Genomic DNA, 18,930 nt, shown 5'->3' with positions numbered 1-18,930 from the left:
GAATGGAATGAGACACATGTCATTGCACGCATATAGGAGTGCCGGATGCCCTTCAGGCGCGGGCTAGCGCTGCCGACGCCGCCGTTCTGGCGGCCCCGGCGGAGGACGCTCCGATCGCCGCAGCAGCAGCTCTTCGGCAATCGTCCGACGACAGCTCACTCAGCTTCGCGGCCACTCGCCCGAGCGAGCGCGGAGCCATCGACAGCGATGTCACCCCCAGTCCGACCAGAACCGGTGCGAGCTCGGGGTCGCCACCCGCCTCGCCGCACACCCCCACCGGCTTGCCTGCAGCGCGACCCGCATCGCCGACGGCCGCGATGAGTCGCAGCACCGCGGGCTGCCACGGATCGTTGAGGTCGCCCAGCTCGCTGAGCAGCCGGTCAGCCGCCATCGTGTACTGGGCGAGGTCGTTGGTGCCGAGGCTCACGAAGTCGACGACCTCGAACAGCTCGGCGGCGAGCAGAGCGGCCGACGGCGTCTCGATCATGATGCCGACCCTGTCCAGCCCCGCCGCCCGACACCGTTCGGCGAAGCCTCTTGCCTCGTCGACGGTCGCGACCATCGGCGCCATCACCTCGACCTGCGCGTGCTCTTCGGCAGCCGCCCGCGCGAGAGCGGTCAGCTGATCATCGAGGAGCTGCGGCCGACGTCTGGCGATACGCAGCCCGCGCACGCCGAGGGCGGGGTTGTCCTCGCTGTCGGAGTTGGCGAACGGCAGCGGTTTGTCACTGCCCGCATCGAGCGTGCGCACGACGACCTTGCGCCCGGGGAACGCGGCGAGCACACCGCGATACGCGGCGATCTGCTCGTCGATGCTCGGAGCGTCGGTGCGGTCGAGGAAGCAGAACTCTGTGCGGAAGAGCCCGACGCCCTCCGAGTGGGCAGCGGCCGCGCTCGTCGCGTCTGCCGCTCCCCCGACGTTCGCGAGGAGGGGGACGCTGTGCCCGTCGGCAAGGGCGCCGATGCCATCGAAGTCGACGACGACGGCCGACGCGTGTGCTTCGTCGACACGGGACTGCGCAGGCTCGACCTCGACAGTGCCGCGGTCACCGTCGACGAGCACCATCGCTCCCGAAGGGATCGCTCCGGCTTCGGCGAGACCGACCACCGCAGGCAGACCGAGAGAGCGCGCGATGATGGCCGTGTGCGAGGTCGGTCCGCCCTGCACCGTGACGAGCGCGACACATGCGCCGCCGGCGAGCAGCGCGGTGTCTGCCGGAGCGAGATCGGTGGCGACCAGCACGAAGGACTCGTCGCGCTCGGGAACTCCCGGCATGTCGACCTCGAGGATCTCGGCGATGATCCGGTCGCGCACATCGCGGATGTCCGCGATGCGCTCGGCCATTCGGCCCCCCAACGCGGCGAGGGCCTTCTCATGAACGACGGCCGTCTCCCAGACCGCGCGGGCGGCGCTGCGCCCCTTCGCCCGCACGAGCGCCGTGGCCTCGGATACGAGCTCGGGATCGGACGCCAGGAGGCGAGAGGCATCGAGGATGGCTCTGGTCTCCCCCGTCGCCTGCGCGGTGCGCGAACGGAGCTGATCGGCGACGGCGACGGATGCCCACTCGATCGCGGAGACCTCGGAATCCCGATCGGCTTCGGGGATGACCACGGCCGGGTCGGGCTCGGGAAGCGGCGGCGCGAGGTGGACGACGGGTGCGGCGACCCGACCGGAACTCACTCCGCGCCCGCGAAGGACGGAACCGGGCGTGACCGCGTGCGCCAGGTCGGTTTTCGCTGGGGAGGCCGGCACCTCAGCCGAGGAAGCGATCGCGGTCGGTGCGGTGTCGTGCGCGGGTTCCGCCGGTTCCGTCCCCTCACCGAATCCGTCGTCGAACAGCGCGACCAGACGATCCAGCGCCTCCGCCGCGTCGTCACCACGTGCAGTCAGCTCCAGATCGTCGCCCTGCCGTGCGCCGAGGACGAGGAGACGCGTCAGGCTCGCCGCTGCCGCATCGGGGCCGTCGGGAAGGCGACGCAGGCGTACGTCTGCTCCTGCCGAGGCCTTGGCGATCAGGGCGGCTGGGCGCGCATGGATCCCGAGTGGATTGCGCACGCGCACCCGACGGACCAGCACGTCGCCGTCCGTCCCCGGGGCGACAGTCGCCTCCGCTGCGTGCTCCTCCTCGACGCCGAGCGCCCCGGTCTTCGCCCCGAGTGCAGCCACGGCCTCCGCGGCCACCGTGTCGAGCGAGCCACCGGCCGCGGCAGACACCACCGCAGAGAGCAATCCCTCGACGAACGGCGCAGGAGCCAGTCGCACAGGCACGTCGCTCGCGCGCAGCTCGAGCGCGAGCTCGGCGCTGAGTACGGCCGACCCGAGATCCATGAGGACCAGCACGCCGTCGCAGTCTGCGGCGAGCTCATCGATCGCGGCTGCCACGGCCACTGCGTCCGTACCGAGGATCGGTGCGCCATCGCTGTCGACGCCGGCACCGGCCGCGACCAGGACGTGCGCTCCCCCGCCCTGGACCATCTGCAGGGCGAGTTCCAGCGCCGCCTCCCCGAGCCGTGCGCTGTGGGAGACGGCGACGATGCCGATCATCAGGCGCTGTCCGCGATCGTCGCAGCGAGCGTGTCGAAGAGGATGGCCGTCGACGCGGCTCCCGGATCGAGATGGCCGGCGCTTCGCTCCCCGAGATAGCTCGCTCTGCCCTTGCGGGCGACCAGGGGCAGCGTGGCGTCGCGGCCGGCCGCAGCCGCGTCCGCTGCGGCCCTGGCGGCCTCCGCGACCGATGAACCACCGGCGAGCGCAGTGTCCATCGCGTCCACGGCAGGAGCCATCGCATCGAACATCGTCTTGTCTCCGGCCTCCGCCTTGCCGCGTGCCACAATGCCCTCGAGTCCGGCGCGCAGTGCGGCGGCGAGACCGGGGCCGTCGAGCTCTGCCACCGGGCCCGCTGCCATCCCCATCCGCAGGAAGAACGTGCCGTAGAGAGGACCGCTCGCTCCACCGACAGAGCTCACCAGGGTCATGCCGACCGTCTTCAGGAGCTCGTCGACCGTGGCGGGTGTCCCGGCCGCGAGCTTCTCGCCGACGGCGCTCATGCCCCGGGCCATGTTCGCACCATGGTCGGCGTCGCCGATGGCCGAGTCGAGTTCGGTGAGCCAGTCGCGTTTCTCGGTCACGGCCGTGCCGAAGCGAGTCACCCAGTCGGCGAGGACAACGGTGTCGACCGCGGCCATCAGGCGCCCCACCGCAGACCTGGCGTGTTCACCGGGGCGTCCCACAACCGCAACAGCTCGTCATCGGCCTTGAGCAGGGTGACCGAGCACCCGGCCATGTCGAGCGAGGTGATGTAGTTGCCGACCAGGTTCCGTGCGATCTGCACTCCGGACTTCTCCAGGATCGCCGCGACCTCGCCGTACATGAGGTACAGCTCGATGAGCGGCGTCGCCCCCATGCCGTTCAGCATCACGATCGCGGGTCCTGCGGCATCGATGTCGGCGAGGATCGGCTCGACCAGTTGCCTGGCGATCTCTGAGGCGGGAGCGAGGGGTTCACGGTGACGCCCCGGTTCGCCGTGGATGCCGATGCCGATCTCCATCTGGTCGTCCGGAAGGTCGAACGTGGGCTTGCCCGCCGCCGGCACTGTGCAACTGGTGAGAGCCATGCCCATCGAGCGGCCCTGCCCATTCACCTTCTTGGCGAGTTCGACGACGGCGGCGAGGTCGCGTCCCTCCTCCGCGGCCGCGCCGACGATCTTCTCGAGCAGAACGGTGAGGCCCACGCCGCGGCGTCCCGCTGTGTAGAGCGAGTCCTGCACGGCGACATCGTCGTCTACGGTGATGCTGCCGACCTCGATTCCCTCCATGGCGGCGAGTTCGGCAGCCATCTCGAAGTTCAGGACGTCGCCGGTGTAGTTCTTGACGATGTGGAGCACGCCGGCCCCGCGGTCCACGGCCTTCGTGGCGACCTGCACGCGGTCGGGTGTCGGGGAGGTGAAGACCTCGCCGGCGACCGCGGCGTCGAGCATCCCGGTTCCGACGAAGCCGCCGTGCAGAGGCTCATGGCCGGAGCCGCCACCGGAGAGGATCGCGACCTTGCCCTGCGCCTTGGGTGTGGCACGCGTGATGACGTGGTTCTCGAGGTCGACGGAGAGCTCGGGATGAGCGAGCGCCACGCCCCTCAGCGATTCGACGAGAACGTCCTCAGGGGCGTTGATGAGCTTCTTCATCGTTCGATCTCCTTTGATCCTTCGTGATTTTCGCAAAAATCGGAAAGCAATTCGTTAATGTCGAATATGCTCGGAGCCTGCCGGGTTGTCAAGATCAATCCTGAAGCCCGGCATGACGATCCGGCTCGACGACGAACCGGAAGGAGAGAGGCCACCGTGATCCAGTCGATCGACCGCGCGGCGAAGATCCTCGAACTGCTCCAGGGAGCACGCCACCTCGGCATCACCGACCTCGCCGCAGCGCTCAGCCTGCCGCCGTCGACCGTGCACGGGATCGTGAAGTCGCTGCGCTCGCACGGACTCGTCGCGAAGGAACGCGGGGGGCAGCGCTACATGCTCGGCCCGACCCTGCTGCGCCTGAGCAACGTGTACCTCGACACGCTCGACGTACGCGCGAGGGCGATGCGGTGGACGCAGGAGCTCGCCCGCCGCACCAACCTCTCCGTGCGTCTGGGCGCCCCGCACTTCACGGACGTGCTCGTGATCCACCACAACCTGCGGCCGGACGACAGTCAGCAGATGCTGGAGACCGGCGTCGCGATCCCCGCGCATGCCTCGGCGATGGGCAAGGTGCTGCTCGCCTACGATCTCGGCTTCCAGCAACGCGTCTTCGAGCAGCCACTGCGCAGTCTCACCGGCGACACGGTGATCGACACCGCCCGGCTCACCCTCGAGCTCCCGGCGATCGCCGAGCGCGGAACCGCCGGCGAGTTCGACGAAGCGGTGCTCGGTGAATCCTCGATCGCCGCCCCCATCGCCGACGCGTCGAACGACATCGTCGCCGCGGTCGCCGTCGTGATGCCGACCTCGCAGACACCGGCCTCCGATGCGATCTTCAATGCCCTGCGCGAGACCGCCCGAAACATCTCGCGAGAACTCGGCTCCACCACGTGGCCGCCGCGCGTCGCGCCCGCAGAGGACTGAGGCCCTCGGGCCGAGTGCGACCCGCGGTCAGCCGCGCAACGCGAGGGCGAAGGGCAAGACCTGGGTCGCCCCGGCCTGACGGAGCACGCGGGCCGCGACCGTCATCGTCCACCGACTGTCGACCAGGTCGTCGACGAGAAGCACCGGCCCCGGTGGCACGTCGAGGTGCTGAGCGCTGAAGCGATCCCAGAGCCCGGCGAGCCGGAAAACACTGTTGCCGCCAGGCTGACCCGTCGGGCCGCCTCCGATCGGTTCGAGCGCGCCGAGGTACGGCAGGCGCCCGACGTCGGCGAGGCCGCGCGCGAGGGAGTCGACCAGCAGCGGGTGCGAACGCGAGGGCATGGCCACCACGGCCACCGGCCTCTCATCCCATCCCCATCCGGCGAGCACCCTGATGCAGGCCTGGAGCAGCTGCGGCGTCACGACCACGTCCGACGCACCGGCGGCGAACAGCTCGCGCAGCGCCCCACCCCAGCCCAGGTCGGTGAGGCGCGCCAGCGCACGCCCCTCGCCCGCCTGCTCGTCGGCGGGGATACGGCCCTTCACCGGCACGTCGAGCCGATCCGCGCCGGTCGGCCAGGCACGCCGAGGCTCGATCGGAATGCCGACGCGGTCGAGCGACTGGGCAGCCTGCGTGCTCGCAGACTCCCCGATCTCGCGCGGGAACCATCCGCCCGCGCAGTTGTCGCACCTCCCGCAGGGCGCAGCCGTGTCGTCGTCGAGAGAACGCTGCAGGAACTCCATCCGGCATCCGTCGGTCTGCTCGTACTCGATCATGTGCTGCTGCTCGGCGAGACGTTCGGCGGCGATGCGCTCGTAGCGCTCGGCGTCGTAGGTCCACGGCTCACCGGTCGCGACCCATCCGCCCTGCACCCGCCGCACCGCACCGTCGACGTCGAGCACTTTGAGCAGCAGTTCGAGCGGCGTGCGGCGGATGTCGACCATCGCCTCGAGCGCCGGTGTCGAGATGGGTGCATCGCCGAGCGCGCCGATCACCCGCTCCGCCCGTTCACGATCCGGCATCGAGGCCGTCGCGAAGTAGTGCCAGATGTCTCGATCTTCGACGCCCGGGAGCAGCAGCACGTCGGCGCTCTCGCTGGCGCGACCGGCACGACCGACCTGCTGGTAATACGCCACGGGCGACGAGGGCGCGCCCAGGTGCAGGACGAACCCCAGGTCGGGCTTGTCGAACCCCATGCCCAGCGCGCTCGTGGCGACGAGGGCCTTCACCTCGTTGCGCTTGAGCATCCCCTCCGACTCGGTGCGCTCCTCGGTATCGGTCTGCCCGGTGTACGCGCGCACGTCGTGACCGTGGTCGCGCAGCAGCCGGGCAGTGTCGACGGCGGCAGCGACCGTCAGCGTATAGATGATGCCGGAGCCCGGCAGGTCGTCGATGTGGCTCAGGAGCCACGCGAGGCGACTCGCCGAGTCGCGTAGGCGCAGCACGCCCAGCCGCAACGAGGTGCGCGCCAGCGGCCCGCGGATCGTGAGCACCGGCTCCGCCCCCGCGTCACCCGCCGCCTCGCCGCCCGCCTGGAGGCTACCCAGCTGCTCGGCGACATCCGCCACGACACGGCTGTTGGCGGTCGCGGTGGTCGCGAGCACCGGCACGTCGGCCGGCATCTGCGCGATCAGGTCTCGCAGCCGCCGATAATCGGGACGGAAGTCATGCCCCCAGTCGCTGATGCAGTGCGCTTCGTCGACCACGAGCATGCCGATCCGACGCACGAGGGCCGGCAGCTGTTGCTCGCGGAAGGCGGGGTTGTTGAGGCGCTCCGGCGAGACCAGCAGCACATCGACCTCGTCGCGATCGAGCTGCCCGAGCACGTCGGACCACTCGTGCGCATTGGTGGAGTTGATCGCGACGGCGCGTACCCCTGCTCGTTCGGCCGCGGCGATCTGGTCGCGCATGAGTGCCAACAGCGGTGACACGAGCACGGTCGGCCCCGCCCCCTGTCTCCTCAGCAGCAGGGTCGCGACGAAGTACACCGCCGACTTGCCCCAGCCGGTGCGCTGCACGACGAGCGCGCGGCGACGCCCTTCGACCAGCGCCGCGATCGCCTCGTACTGCCCGTCGTGGAAGTCGGCGTCTGGGCGTCCGACGAGCTCGCGCAACGCCGCTCGCGCGGCCTCACGGGTATCGGCGGGGGCTGCGGAAGTCATGCCCCCACTCTGCCCCACACCGCCGACACCGCGATGCCCTCTTCCCCCAGGTTCGTCGGCCCCGCGGCGAGTCCCGTCGTCTAGCGTGAGGGGATGATCACGCGTGAGCTGGCCGTCACCCTGCGAGACGCCGGATTGGTGTGGCACCCGGCCGAGGGCGACCGGTTCCAGCTCGATCTGCCTGAGGAGGTGGAGCTCGAGGCGGAGGCCGAGACCTTCACGGTCAGCGAGATGACGATCGAGGCCCGCCAGACACCGAGCGGAACCGACCTGGCGTTCAACGGGACCACCGAGTGGGCGCTCGACGCGGTGACCCTCGCTGACGCGGTGTGGCTGCCGCGCGAGGACCAGTTGCGCGACCTTCTGCGGGGGACCTTCCGGGCCCTGAAGCGACTGGACGACACCTTCCGCGTCGAGATCGAGATCGCGGGGGTCCCTCTCGCCTTCGAGCATCCGAACCCCTCTGAGGCCTATGGCCGCGCGCTCCTGGAGCTGATCTCCCGCTCGCACTGAGCGTCGTCTTGAAGACGCTCCTCTTCTGTGTCAGAATTACCTAACGATCGGTCAGTAAACATGACCTGATATCGAGGAGTCGATGATGACCAGTCCTGCAGATCTGTCCCTCGTGGGCGAGCTCTCCGATGAGGAACGCCTCTTCGACGAGCTCATCGCCAACGAGCAGCGCATCGAACCGCGCGACTGGATGCCCGACGCGTACCGCAAGACCCTCGTCCGGCAGATCTCCCAGCACGCGCACTCCGAGATCATCGGCATGCAGCCGGAAGGCAACTGGATCACGCGCGCACCGAGCCTCAAGCGCAAGTCGATCCTGATGGCGAAGGTGCAGGACGAAGCCGGGCACGGCCTCTACCTCTACTCCGCCGCGCAGACGCTCGGCACCACCCGCGACGAGATGATGGATCAGCTCATCAGCGGCAAGGCCAAGTACTCCTCGATCTTCAACTACCCCACCCCCACCTGGGCCGACATGGGCGCGATCGGCTGGCTCGTCGACGGCGCGGCGATCGTCAACCAGGTGCCGCTGTGCCGCGCGTCATACGGACCATACGGGCGCGCGATGGTGCGCGTGTGCAAGGAGGAATCCTTCCACCAGCGGCAGGGGTTCGAGATCCTGCTCGCCCTGACGCAGGGCACCGAGGAGCAGCGTCAGATGGCGCAGGATGCCGTGAACCGCTGGTACTGGCCGAGCCTGGCGATGTTCGGGCCGCCCGACGACCAGTCGCCCAACTCCGCGCAGTCGATGAAGTGGAAGATCAAGCGCTTCTCGAACGACGACCTGCGTCAGCGCTTCGTCGGCATGCTCGTGCCCCAGGCCGAGATCCTCGGCATCACGCTCCCAGACCCCGAGCTGCGCCTCGACGAGAAGACCGGGCAGTACGTGATCGGCGAGATCGACTGGGACGAGTTCTTCGAGGTGCTGCGCGGCAACGGCCCCTGCAACGCCGAGCGGCTCGAGCGTCGACGCACCGCACACGAAGAAGGCGCCTGGGTGCGCGAGGCTGCGGCCGAGTACGCCCGCAAGCAGTCCCTCAAGACGAAGGCGGTGGCCTGATGGCGACGCCGGGCGCAGATGAGCGCGAACCCTGGCCGCTGTGGGAGGTCTTCGTCCGCGCGAATCGCGGGCTCAGCCACGTGCACGTCGGCTCACTGCACGCACCGGATGCCGAGATGGCGATCCGCAACGCCCGCGATCTCTACACGCGCCGGGGCGAGGGTGTCTCGATCTGGGTCGCTCCGGCCGATGCCATCACCACGAGCGACCCCGACGCAAAAGGCGCGTACTTCGAGAGCCCGGCCGGCAAGAACTACCGCCACGCCGTGTACTACACGGCCTCCGAGGGGGTGCCGCACCTGTGAGCGCAGGACATGACGACGTCGACATCCACGGTGACGTCTCGGTCGACCAGCTCCGCCTCTCGCAGGAGCTCTCGGGCACGGGCGCGGTCGCCGCATCCGCCGACATCGCCGAATACTCGCTGCGCCTCGGCGACGACGCGCTCATCCTCTCGCAGCAGCTGGGTGCCTGGATCTCCAACGCCCCGGAGCTTGAGGAGGACGTGGCGCTGGGCAACATCGCCCTCGATCTCCTCGGCCATGCGCGCTCGTTCCTTCACTACGCAGGCTCTTTCGACGGCCGCAGCGAAGACGACCTCGCCTTCTTCCGCGACGAACCCGAGTTCCGCTGCGCCTGGATCGTGCAGCAGCCCAACGGCGACTTCGCTCAGACCATCGCGCGACAGTTCGTGGTCGCCACGTACATGTTCGAGCTGTACGCCGCCCTGCGCGGCAGCAGCGATGAGACCTTCGCCGCGATCGCCGAGAAGTCTCTCAAAGAGGTCGACTACCACCGCGATCATGCGGTGCAGTGGATCCTGCGTCTGGCAGGTGGCACCGAGGAGTCTCGCGGTCGGATCATCCGCGCCATCGGCGACGTCTGGCCCTACGTCGACGAGCTGTTCCGCGACGACGACCTGATCGAGCGGCTCGGCGACGCGGCAGTGCGGCCGTCGAGTCTGCGCGAAGGTTTCGACGGCGTGGTGACCATGGTCTTCCTCGAAGCCGAGTTGACGGTTCCGGCGGTCGCCGCCTCTTCGGCCGGCGGTCGACGTGGCGCCCACGCGTCGCCCCTCGGCCACATCCTCGCGGAGATGCAGGTGCTCGCTCGCAGGCATCCGGGGGCATCATGGTGACGCTCACTCCGACGCAGGCAGCCTGGCGCATCGCCGCGTCCGTACCCGACCCCGAGGTGCCCGTGCTCACGATCGAAGACCTCGGCGTGCTCCGTGCGGTCGAGGTCGACGGCGCGCGTGTCCATGTCGACATCACCCCGACGTACAGCGGCTGCCCCGCTATGGACACCATCCGCGACGACGTTATCCTCGCCCTCACCGCCGCCGGATACGACGAGGTCGAGGTGCGCCTGGTCCTCTCCCCCGCGTGGACGACGGACTGGATGTCGGAGGCCGGAAAGACCAAGCTCACGAAGTACGGCATCGCACCGCCCTCCGGCCGCGCGGCTCTGTCGACCGGTCCGATCCGGCTGATGCTGAGTGTGCGCTGCCCCCGCTGCGGCTCCCTCGACACCCGCGAGGTCTCCCACTTCGGTTCGACCTCGTGCAAAGCACTGTTCGAGTGCCGCGCCTGTCTCGAACCCTTCGACCACTTCAAGGTGCATTGATATGTCGCTGTTCACCTCTGCGCCCGCGCCCAGGCCTCGTGCGATGGAACCGCGCACTGTCGCACCACGCAAGCGCGCCCGCTTCCACACACTCGTGGTCGAAGACGTGCGGCCGCTGACCGACGACTCGGTCGAAGTCACCTTCACGGTGCCGGCCGCACTCACCGATGAGTACGACCACCTCCCCGGCCAGTACGTCGCCCTGCGTACGACCCTCGATGGGGTCGAGGTGCGACGCTCGTATTCGCTGTGCCGCGCGCCGGAGCATCGAGACGACGGGCAGGACACTCGTCTGAGCGTCGCCGTGAAGCGCGACGAGGGCGGACTCTTCTCCACCTGGGCGCAGACAGGACTCCACGCGGGTTTCGAGATCGACGTGATGAGTCCGCAGGGCACGTTCACGTCGGCGCTCGACGACCTCGACCACCGCCACGTGGTCGGAATCGCCGCGGGCTCCGGCATCACGCCGCTGATGGCGCTCGCCCACACCATCCTGACCCGTTCGGGCACGTCACGATTCACTCTGCTCTACACGAACCGGGCGACGCTCGACGTGATGTTCCTGGAGGATCTCGCCGACCTCAAGGACCGGTATCCGACGCGACTCGTGCTGCACCACGTGCTGTCGCGTGAGCAGCGGGCGGCTCCGGTGCTCTCCGGACGGATCGACGAAGAGAAGCTGCGCACGATCCTCGGCACGCTGATCCCGCCATCGACAGTGGACGAGTGGTTCCTGTGCGGACCTCTCTCGCTCGTCGACCTCTGTCGCGAGGTGCTGGCAGACGTGGGCGTCGACCGTTCCCACATCCGCTTCGAGCTGTTCACGACGGGTGACGAGCCGGTGCGTGCCGCGCGGCCGGTGCAGGTGCGCGCCGGCGAGAAGACCGTACGCATCGAGGTCACCCTCGACGGTGTCTCCTCGACCGTGGAGAGCCCGGTCGATGCGCACGAGTCGGTACTCAACGCGGCATTGCGCGTGCGGCCGGATGCCCCGTTCGCGTGCGCGGGCGGCGTCTGCGGAACGTGCAGGGCCCGGGTGATCGAGGGCAGCGTCACCATGACCGAGAACTACGCCTTGGAACCCGACGAGCTCGAGCGCGGGTTCGTGCTCACCTGCCAGTCCCATCCGACCAGCGACCGTGTGGTCGTGGACTACGACGTCTGACCAGGAGCCTTCATGATCGACCTCACCCTCGCCGACGACGTCGCCACGATCGTGCTGAACGCGCCCGCGAAGTTGAACGCCCTCGACGAGCAGGCGCTGGCGGAACTGGATGCGGCATATGTCAAGGCGGAGGCTGCGGGCGTGCGGGCGCTCGTGCTCCGCGGAGAGGGGCGCGCTTTCTGCGCCGGGCGCGACATCTCCGGCGTCGACCCGCGGGACGACGACGTGATGGGCTACCTGGGCGGCCTGGTCACTCCGCTGCTGCAGCGGATGTCGCTCTTCCCCGCGCCGACGTTCGCGGTCGCGCACGGCGCCTGTCTCGGTGTGGGCCTCGGACTCCTGATCGCGACCGATGTCGTGTACGTCGCCGAGTCTGCGAAGGTCGGCTCCCCGTTCGCGGCGCTCGGCGCGACGCTCGACTCCGGCGGACATGCCCTTTTCCTCGATCGACTCGGCGCGCACAAGACGCTCGACCTGATCTACACGGGACGGCTCATGAGCGGCGCGGAGGCCGTGACCTCGGGCCTCTTCTCGCGCGTGTTCCCCGATGACGAGGTCGCGCAGGCGACGGCGGATGCCGCTGCCACGGCCGCTCGCGGAGCCACGGCGGCGTTCCTCGCGAGCAAGGAACTCATCGCCCGCATCCGCGACGAGCGGCTCACGCTGTGGGATGCCGTCGGCATCGAGAACGCGGCACAGGCCGCGCTCTGCGACACCGACGACTACCGCGAAGGGTTCGCCGCGTTCCAGGAGAAGCGCAAGCCGGAGTTCCGCGGGCGCTGAGACCGCTCGTGCGCGCAGGCCGCTTACCGCATCAGGCATTCGCGCCGCATCAGGCGACTCGGACAGCAAGGGCCTGATCCCGGGCCCCAGCCTGTTGACGAGCCCTGTCCGGCGTCGGTGGCCGATGCCACAATGTCGAGATGATGCTCTCCGAGGTCGTCACCACGACAGAAGAGGTCTCCGCCACGTCGTCTCGGCTCGCGAAAGTCGACGCTCTGGCGCGACTGCTGGCGCGATCGGAGCCGGATGAGCTCGCGTCGCTCGTGGGACTCCTGCTCGCGTCCCCTCGCCAAGGCAGGTTGGGCGTCGGGTGGCGCGGCCTCACGGCCATCGAGATCGCGCACGCCGACGATCCGACGCTGACCGTGGGCGATGTGGATGCCGCGCTCGACACGCTCGCCACGACCTCCGGTTCCGGCTCCGCGGCCGCCCGCAGCAGCATCCTCGGCGGACTCGCCTCTCGCGCCACGGCGGCCGAATGGGATTTCCTCGTCAGAGCCATGCTCGGCGAGTTGCGCACCGGCGCACTCTCAGGCGTGCTCCTCGACGCCATCGCCCGCGCAGCTGATCGGCCGCCCGCAACCGTCCGACGCGCGGCGATGCTGTCCGGCGACCTGGGCGAGACGGCTCGGGTGGCGCTGACCGGGTCAGAAGGCGATCTCGAGGCCATCGGACTGCAAGTCGGGCGCCCGGTGCTGCCGATGCTGGCGGCCACGGCGGCGACCCCAACCGCCGCGCTCGAGCTCACAGGCATGGCGTCGGTCGAGTACAAGCTCGACGGCGCTCGCATCCAGGTGCACCGGCATGGAGACGAGGTGGGCGTCTACACGCGGAGCCTGGCCGACATCACGCACCGCGTGCCGGAACTCGTCGAGATCGTGCGCACGCTTCCCGTGAACGATGTCATCCTCGACGGCGAGACGCTCTCGCTCGACGAAGACGGCGGCCCGCGCCCGTTCCAGGAGACGATGTCGCGGTTCGGCGCCGATGTGTCGCGCGAGCTCGTGCTGCGGCCCTGGTTCTTCGACGTGCTGCACGTGGACGGGCGCGACCTGATCGACGAGCCGCTCTCCGTACGCCTGGCTGAGCTCGAACGGGTGGCCGGGGCCTGGCGCATCCCCGGGATCGTGACCGACGATGCCGATGCCACCGAGCAGTTGTCGCGCGATGCCCTCGCCGCCGGGCACGAGGGCGTGGTCGTCAAGGCGATCGACGCGCCCTACGCCGCCGGTCGCCGCGGCAAGTCCTGGATCAAGGTCAAGCCCGTCCTCACGTTCGACCTGGTGGTCCTCGGCGCGGAGTGGGGCTCCGGCCGTCGTCGCGGCTGGCTCTCGAACCTGCACCTGGGCGCACGTGATCCCGCTGGCGAGTTCGGCGACTCCGACGGCTACGTCATGGTCGGAAAGACCTTCAAGGGACTCACCGACGAGCTGCTGCGCTGGCAGACCGCGGAGTTCCCCGAGCACGAGTCGCACCGCACGGCATCCACCGTGTTCCTACGGCCCGAGATCGTCGTGGAGATCGCGATAGACGGCGTGCAGCGCTCACCCCGGTATCCGGGCGGCATCGCGCTGAGATTCGCCCGAGTGAAGGGTTACCGACAGGACAAATCGCCCGCCGAGGCCGACACGATCTCGGCGTTGCGTGCGCTGCTGAGAGGCTGAACCGCCCGATCAGGCGGAGGGCGCGAGCCCCAGATCCTCTTCACGGACGGTGCCCTGGAACGACCACGGGAAGTTGATCCAGAGGTCGGTGTCCTTCCAGGCGTAGTCGGGCTGGATGATCGTGGACGGCTTGGTGTAGATGGTGACCGAGCGCACATCGGCACCCTTGTCTTTCAGCAGCTGCACGGCGAGGGCAAGAGTGCGGCCGGAGTCGGCGACGTCGTCGACGAGCAGCACGCGGCGTCCGTCGAGGTACGCCATGTCGAGCTCGGGCGGAAGAACCTCCGGAGCATCGAGCACGGTGCCGATGCCGGTGTAGAACTCGACGTTGATCGCGCCGCAGTTCTTGGCGCCGAGAGCGTAGGCGATCGCTCCGGCCGGAAGCAGCCCGCCGCGGGCGATGGCCACGACGACCTCCGGCATGAAGCCGCTGTCGAGGATGTTCCGTGCCAGATCGCGCGTCGCCCCTCCGAAGCCGTCCCAGGTGAGTGTCTCGCGCTCGATCTCTGCATCAGTCATTCGCTCATTCTCTCGCATCCGCCGGCGCTCCTCCCCCGATAGACTGAGCGGGTCCGGCCCGGCCGGTGCCTGAAAAAGAGGCACGAAGCACTTCGCGAAGACGCGGAGGCGAGACACATACGGAAATCGCAGTTCCTCCGTCCCTGTCTCGAAAGGCTTTCGCATGCCCACCGTCTCCGCGCACGTCGCACTCACACTCGCCCAGCACATCGATGCGGTCTTCGGAGTGATGGGCAACGGCAACGCCTACTTCCTCGATGCGATCGAAACCCAGACGGATGCCGTGTTCACCGCCGTCCGTCACGAGCAGGGTGCCGTGGTCGCCGCCGACGCCCACTTCCGCGCTTCCGGTCGCATCGCCGCCGGCACGTCGACGTACGGCGCGGGCTTCACGAACACCCTGACCGCACTGGCCGAGGCCGTGCAGGCGCGCGTGCCTCTCGTGCTCGTCGTCGGCGACGAGCCCACGTCCGGCCCGCGCCCGTGGGACGTCGACCAGATCGCACTCGCCTCGGCCGTCGGCGCCCGCACCTATACGGTCGGACGCGCCGATGCCGCTGCCACCACGGTCATCGCGATCGAGCACGCCCTCACCTACCGGGTTCCCGTCGTCCTCGCCATCCCCTACGACGTCGCGGCACTCGAAGCCGGCGAGGTGCCGGAGGCTCCGTCGCCGCGCATCCCGGCCCCGCTCGCCCCGCGCGGCGAATTCGCCGAGGGGATGCTCGACGAGATCGCCGCGGCGCTGGCCGGAGCCGAGCGTCCGTTCCTGCTCGCCGGTCGAGGGGCCTGGCTGTCGGGCGCGAGTGCCGCTCTGGGCGAGCTCGCGGCCGCGACCGGCGCCCTCACGGCCTCGTCGGCGCTCGGTCGAGGTGTCTTCCCCGATTCGCGGTACGACCTCGGCGTGACCGGAGGTTTCGGGGCGGACGGAGCGATGGAGCTCATTCGCACCGCCGACGTCGCCGTTGTCTTCGGTGCCGCCCTGAACCAGTTCACGATGCGGTTCGGCGAGCTCTTCGCTCCGGGAACCCGGGTCTTCCAGATCGACATCGCGCCCGCTGCAAGCCATGCCCACGTCGGCGGGTTCGTGCGCGCTGACGCCCGTCTGGCCGCGGAGGCACTCGTGGCACGGATCGGGACCGATGCAGCACAGCCCGCATCCGACGCCAGCCCGACGACCCCATGGCGTGAGAGCGTCGATGTCGCCTCCGCACGGGCCTACGATGCCGGTGACGATCTCGCCCCAGACGGGCGCCTCGACCCGCGCTCTGCCGCCCGCCGCATCGCCGAGCTGCTGCCGGAGGACCGCGTCGTGGTGTCGGACGGCGGACACTTCATCGGCTGGGCGAACATGTACTGGCCGGTCGCCGCCCCCGACCGCATGATGATGATCGGCACCGCGTTCCAGTCGATCGGACAGGGGTGGCCGAGCGTCGTGGGTGCGGCTCTGGCCCGGCGCGAATCGACCGTGGTGCTCACCTCCGGCGACGGCGGCGGCCTGATGGCGATCGCTGACCTGGAGTCTGCGGTCCGTGCAGCCGGCGGCCGGGGCATGGCCGTGGTCTGGAATGACGCCGCATACGGAGCCGAGGTCAACCTCTACGGCCTCAAGGGCCTGGCCGAGGGACCGATGCGCATCCCCGAGGTGGACTTCGCCGCGTTCGGCGCAGCTGTAGGCGCGGAGGGCGTGGTGGTGCGCACGCTCGCAGACCTCGATCGCCTGGCGACCTGGGCCGAGGAGGACGCGGCATCCCGACGCTTCCTGCTGCTCGACTTGCGCATCTCGGGCGACGTGATCGCTCCGTATCAGCAGGAGATCATCCGCGTGAACTCGTGACGCGGCATGCGTGACGCGCTGGTGTCGGCGCGAGCACAGGACCGCACCGACACCATCGCGTCATTCAGCCGAGGCGACGTCGCCGATGCATCACGACCAGACCGAGCCCGACGCCGAGCAGCAGCACCGCCCCGAGGACGAACGGGGTGCTGTCGGCACCGGTCGTGGCGAGGCTGCCGTCGCGCGCATTACCGGATCCGGGCGCCGCTGCTCCCCCGCTCCCCGGTGTGCCTCCGGGGATTCCACCCGGAGTGGTGCCGTCGGTGGGTGCCGTCACCGTGATCGCAGCTGTCGTCTCCACGCCGTCCGGATCGATCACGACGAGGCTGTGGGCGCCCGGCGTGGTCCCTGCCGGAACGCTCACCGTGGTGCGGAAGGCGCCGACAGCATCCGTCGTCGCGGTCCCGAGCAGCACTGGAGTCGAACGCAGCTCGATGCGCAGCACAGCCGCTGCAGGGAAGTTCGTACCCTCGACCGCCACGCTTGCCCCCGCGGCGACCGCGACAGATCCGATCTCCAGGCTCGGCTGTCCGGGCTCCGGCGTCACACATCCGCCGCCGCAGACCGTGAAGCTCGCCAGGACGGCCTTGTGATCGGAAGGCCAGACGGCATCCGGCGTGAGGATTTCATCGGCACTGTCGTCCACGACTCGTTGGTTTCGCACAATCGTCGACTGCGGACCGACCACGGTCGCGCCGTCGATCGAGAGTCGCTCATCCGGCGCAGCGAAGATGTAGTCGATGCGGTCGCGCTCGTCCGCTTCCGGAGCCCAGGTGAGCGATGACGTCGGGAACAGCACGTTGTCCGCCGGCCAGGTGAAGCCGGGGTTCGCCACCGGGTCGGGATACACGGTGCGGAAGGCGTCTACCAAGCCGCCGTCGAGGAGCGTCTGCGTCGTCTGCCACGGCGCGACGACACCGTTGTGGTCGAAGAGGTCGGCGGTCGCGGCCGTCCAGTCCTGCGAGGGCGGCTCGTTGAAGTCGCCGCCCACGATGGCGAGGCGTCCGGCCGCACGCTCGGCGTCGATGTCGGCGACCAGCTCCGCTGCAGTCGCCGGACGACCGGACTGCTCGTTCGCCTGGAGGATCGCCTCGACGTCGGTCACCGGTGCGTCGAGCTTGTTCCAGGTGTTCCATCCCGCCGGCCAGTCGCCACGGATCTCACCGCCATAGCCTCGGGGGAGATAGGTCGTGTACCAGCGGTACTCCAGGTGACCGCCGTAGACCACCACCTCCGAGCCGTTCACATCGAGCACGGCTTTCGACCACCAGCGGCCGATCGTGTCGGTGGAGACGATCGGATAGCGCGAGACGATGCCGGTGTCGGTCGCGGTGAGGTGCTGGTAGCCGAGCAGCGAAGCGACCTGGGCGGGCGCCTGACCGACCTCCGGCAGGAACGTCACATCGGCGTCTGTCTCCCTGATGATGTCGGCGATCTGCTGCGCTCCGTTCTCCACCTGGGTTCCGCCGTGCCACACATTGAACGTCAGCACATTCAGTCCACTTTTCCCGTCGACCTCGGGCTTCGGCTCGGCGGGCGGAAGCGGCGGTTCGGGTTCCGCATCGGTGACCGTGATGTCGATCGGACCGGCCAGCACGTTGTAGCCGTCGTCTTCGAGTAGGTAGACGTCGTACTCCCCCGCCCCCATCACCGCGGTGTTACGGGTCCAGCCGTCGCGCGTCGAAGGGTTCCACGTGACTTCGCCGGTCTTGTCGGGAACATATCGCCAGTCGAGGGACGCAGGACCCCCTGGCACCACGCCGTCGCGGTAGATGCCGATCCAGTTGCGGTCGTGCACCGACGCACCGACGTCGAAGCTGAACGTGATCGTCTCGTCGATGGCGATGCTCGCGGCGTCGCTCGTGAGCGACCCATCACCGTCAGCGGCATGAGCTGTGGGGGCGACGAGGAGCCCGGCGAAGGCGACACCGGCTCCGAGCAGGGCGAGCAGCCCTCGCCTCGGTCGGGAAGGGGAGGTCATGGCGGAGATGTCCTTTCGAATGCGTGGTCCGTCGAGACCGTAGAGAACTCGAGTGTCCGGGGCATGGACATTCAGTGAATGACGTTCCCGGCCAGCGGCTGGGAGCGGGGCTACCGAGGGGCCGTGAGCGTTCCTTCATTGCGGTCTGTGTGTGCGGAGTCGTTGCCTGGAGGCGAGTGTGCACGCTTCTCGATTGCTCACGTGAGGGTCGTACCCTGATTCGCGAGTGGTGTGGACAGGTCGTGATTCGCCGTCATCGTGGAGGATATATGGGTTTTGAGAGTGTTCTGGAATATTGCTCTGATCTGGGGTTCTTGAGGGCCTGAATGTCGGTGGCCCCGTGTTGACTTGCGGGTATGAACAGCCCCGTGGAACTGCTTGGTCAGGTCGTCGCCGACCTGGATGCGGTGCTGCGTACTGACGTGGTGGCGGGGCTGAACGATGTGGAGAAGATGGAGCTTCTGTGGGTGGCGGGCGAGGTGCAGCGGCGGGTGGAGGCAGTGGTCGTGGAGACGGT

General features: G+C 69.0%; 16 protein-coding genes. 10 read left to right on the top strand and 6 right to left on the bottom strand.

All coding sequences use genetic code 11. The features are described 5' to 3' along the window. Window positions 1-52: 52 nt before the first annotated feature. The 3 genes from ptsP to dhaK are packed head-to-tail and all read right to left on the bottom strand — an operon-like array spanning window position 53 to window position 4,178. Complete coding sequence (ptsP, locus tag CQ040_RS12815; protein ID WP_105526756.1) at window positions 53-2,545, bottom strand: phosphoenolpyruvate--protein phosphotransferase; 2,493 nt, start codon at window positions 2,543-2,545, stop codon at window positions 53-55. Beyond that, window positions 2,545-3,186 carry a dihydroxyacetone kinase subunit DhaL gene (gene dhaL / locus CQ040_RS12810; protein ID WP_105526755.1) on the bottom strand — a complete coding sequence of 214 codons (642 nt, stop codon included), beginning with the start codon at window positions 3,184-3,186 and terminating at the stop codon, window positions 2,545-2,547. The genes ptsP and dhaL overlap by 1 nt, the downstream gene beginning before the upstream one ends. Then, the gene (gene dhaK, locus CQ040_RS12805; protein WP_105526754.1) at window positions 3,186-4,178 is read right to left on the bottom strand and encodes a dihydroxyacetone kinase subunit DhaK; all 993 of its coding nucleotides are present in this window, start codon (window positions 4,176-4,178) and stop codon (window positions 3,186-3,188) included. Before dhaK ends, dhaL begins: the two co-directional genes overlap by 1 nt. A gap of 156 nt (window positions 4,179-4,334) precedes the next feature. Between dhaK and CQ040_RS12800 the strand changes: the two genes are divergently transcribed. Continuing rightward, window positions 4,335-5,102, top strand: coding sequence for an IclR family transcriptional regulator (locus CQ040_RS12800; RefSeq protein ID WP_105526753.1), 768 nt, complete (start codon window positions 4,335-4,337; stop codon window positions 5,100-5,102). A gap of 27 nt (window positions 5,103-5,129) precedes the next feature. Here the strand turns inward: CQ040_RS12800 and CQ040_RS12795 are convergent, their stop codons facing one another. Further along, the gene (locus CQ040_RS12795) at window positions 5,130-7,265 is read right to left on the bottom strand and encodes a RecQ family ATP-dependent DNA helicase (RefSeq protein ID WP_105526752.1); all 2,136 of its coding nucleotides are present in this window, start codon (window positions 7,263-7,265) and stop codon (window positions 5,130-5,132) included. A 93-nt stretch (window positions 7,266-7,358) separates the two neighbouring features. Here CQ040_RS12795 and CQ040_RS12790 point away from each other — a divergent pair, with 93 nt between their 5' ends. The 8 genes from CQ040_RS12790 (at window position 7,359) to CQ040_RS12755 (ending at window position 14,076) form a co-directional block, all read left to right on the top strand. Beyond that, window positions 7,359-7,778 carry a pilus assembly protein CpaE gene (locus CQ040_RS12790; RefSeq protein ID WP_105526751.1) on the top strand — a complete coding sequence of 140 codons (420 nt, stop codon included), beginning with the start codon at window positions 7,359-7,361 and terminating at the stop codon, window positions 7,776-7,778. A gap of 85 nt (window positions 7,779-7,863) precedes the next feature. Continuing rightward, window positions 7,864-8,838, top strand: a complete 975-nt coding sequence (gene paaA / locus CQ040_RS12785) for a 1,2-phenylacetyl-CoA epoxidase subunit PaaA (protein WP_105526840.1) — start codon at window positions 7,864-7,866, stop codon at window positions 8,836-8,838. Then, window positions 8,838-9,143 (top strand): 1,2-phenylacetyl-CoA epoxidase subunit PaaB, encoded by a 306-nt coding sequence (gene paaB / locus CQ040_RS12780; protein WP_017828375.1) that lies wholly within the window; start codon window positions 8,838-8,840, stop codon window positions 9,141-9,143. The genes paaA and paaB overlap by 1 nt, the downstream gene beginning before the upstream one ends. Continuing rightward, complete coding sequence (gene paaC, locus CQ040_RS12775) at window positions 9,140-9,976, top strand: 1,2-phenylacetyl-CoA epoxidase subunit PaaC (RefSeq protein WP_105526750.1); 837 nt, start codon at window positions 9,140-9,142, stop codon at window positions 9,974-9,976. Before paaB ends, paaC begins: the two co-directional genes overlap by 4 nt. Then, window positions 9,970-10,464: a 1,2-phenylacetyl-CoA epoxidase subunit PaaD gene (gene paaD, locus CQ040_RS12770; RefSeq protein ID WP_105526749.1), complete on the top strand. Its 495-nt coding sequence runs from the start codon at window positions 9,970-9,972 to the stop codon at window positions 10,462-10,464. The genes paaC and paaD overlap by 7 nt, the downstream gene beginning before the upstream one ends. A gap of 43 nt (window positions 10,465-10,507) precedes the next feature. Further along, window positions 10,508-11,629 (top strand): 1,2-phenylacetyl-CoA epoxidase subunit PaaE, encoded by a 1,122-nt coding sequence (gene paaE / locus CQ040_RS12765; protein WP_181156915.1) that lies wholly within the window; start codon window positions 10,508-10,510, stop codon window positions 11,627-11,629. Between the two features lie 12 nt (window positions 11,630-11,641). Beyond that, entirely contained in the window at window positions 11,642-12,412 is a 771-nt protein-coding gene (locus tag CQ040_RS12760) for an enoyl-CoA hydratase/isomerase family protein (RefSeq protein WP_105526747.1), read from the top strand. Between the two features lie 140 nt (window positions 12,413-12,552). Next, window positions 12,553-14,076: an ATP-dependent DNA ligase gene (locus CQ040_RS12755; protein WP_105526746.1), complete on the top strand. Its 1,524-nt coding sequence runs from the start codon at window positions 12,553-12,555 to the stop codon at window positions 14,074-14,076. Between the two features lie 9 nt (window positions 14,077-14,085). Here CQ040_RS12755 and CQ040_RS12750 read toward each other — a convergent pair whose 3' ends face one another. Then, window positions 14,086-14,595: a phosphoribosyltransferase gene (locus CQ040_RS12750; RefSeq protein WP_028503424.1), complete on the bottom strand. Its 510-nt coding sequence runs from the start codon at window positions 14,593-14,595 to the stop codon at window positions 14,086-14,088. A gap of 163 nt (window positions 14,596-14,758) precedes the next feature. On the opposite strand from CQ040_RS12750, the gene CQ040_RS12745 reads away from it, so the two are divergent. Next, entirely contained in the window at window positions 14,759-16,432 is a 1,674-nt protein-coding gene (locus tag CQ040_RS12745) for a thiamine pyrophosphate-binding protein (RefSeq protein WP_105526745.1), read from the top strand. Between the two features lie 64 nt (window positions 16,433-16,496). On the opposite strand, the gene CQ040_RS12740 is transcribed toward CQ040_RS12745, so the two are convergent. After that, window positions 16,497-18,413: an endonuclease/exonuclease/phosphatase family protein gene (locus CQ040_RS12740; RefSeq protein ID WP_258131329.1), complete on the bottom strand. Its 1,917-nt coding sequence runs from the start codon at window positions 18,411-18,413 to the stop codon at window positions 16,497-16,499. Between the last annotated feature and the right edge of the window lie 517 nt (window positions 18,414-18,930).

This window comes from Microbacterium sp. MYb54 (genome assembly GCF_002979515.1).
In the GTDB taxonomy this organism is placed as follows: domain Bacteria; phylum Actinomycetota; class Actinomycetes; order Actinomycetales; family Microbacteriaceae; genus Microbacterium.
The sequence above is the reverse complement of the archived record's forward strand: the minus strand, read 5'-3'. Positions and strand labels throughout refer to the sequence as shown.

What these genes read in the sequence shown, in the direction of transcription:
- ptsP (WP_105526756.1), bottom strand. Translation starts at nt 2,545, where the DNA reads ATGATCGGCATCGTCGCCGTCTCCCACAGCGCACGGCTCGGGGAGGCG.
- dhaL (WP_105526755.1), bottom strand. Translation starts at nt 3,186, where the DNA reads ATGGCCGCGGTCGACACCGTTGTCCTCGCCGACTGGGTGACTCGCTTC.
- dhaK (WP_105526754.1), bottom strand. Translation starts at nt 4,178, where the DNA reads ATGAAGAAGCTCATCAACGCCCCTGAGGACGTTCTCGTCGAATCGCTG.
- CQ040_RS12795 (WP_105526752.1), bottom strand. Translation starts at nt 7,265, where the DNA reads ATGACTTCCGCAGCCCCCGCCGATACCCGTGAGGCCGCGCGAGCGGCG.
- CQ040_RS12790 (WP_105526751.1), top strand. Translation starts at nt 7,359, where the DNA reads ATGATCACGCGTGAGCTGGCCGTCACCCTGCGAGACGCCGGATTGGTG.
- paaA (WP_105526840.1), top strand. Translation starts at nt 7,864, where the DNA reads ATGACCAGTCCTGCAGATCTGTCCCTCGTGGGCGAGCTCTCCGATGAG.
- paaB (WP_017828375.1), top strand. Translation starts at nt 8,838, where the DNA reads ATGGCGACGCCGGGCGCAGATGAGCGCGAACCCTGGCCGCTGTGGGAG.
- paaD (WP_105526749.1), top strand. Translation starts at nt 9,970, where the DNA reads ATGGTGACGCTCACTCCGACGCAGGCAGCCTGGCGCATCGCCGCGTCC.
- paaE (WP_181156915.1), top strand. Translation starts at nt 10,508, where the DNA reads ATGGAACCGCGCACTGTCGCACCACGCAAGCGCGCCCGCTTCCACACA.
- CQ040_RS12760 (WP_105526747.1), top strand. Translation starts at nt 11,642, where the DNA reads ATGATCGACCTCACCCTCGCCGACGACGTCGCCACGATCGTGCTGAAC.
- CQ040_RS12755 (WP_105526746.1), top strand. Translation starts at nt 12,553, where the DNA reads ATGATGCTCTCCGAGGTCGTCACCACGACAGAAGAGGTCTCCGCCACG.
- CQ040_RS12750 (WP_028503424.1), bottom strand. Translation starts at nt 14,595, where the DNA reads ATGACTGATGCAGAGATCGAGCGCGAGACACTCACCTGGGACGGCTTC.
- CQ040_RS12745 (WP_105526745.1), top strand. Translation starts at nt 14,759, where the DNA reads ATGCCCACCGTCTCCGCGCACGTCGCACTCACACTCGCCCAGCACATC.
- CQ040_RS12740 (WP_258131329.1), bottom strand. Translation starts at nt 18,413, where the DNA reads ATGACCTCCCCTTCCCGACCGAGGCGAGGGCTGCTCGCCCTGCTCGGA.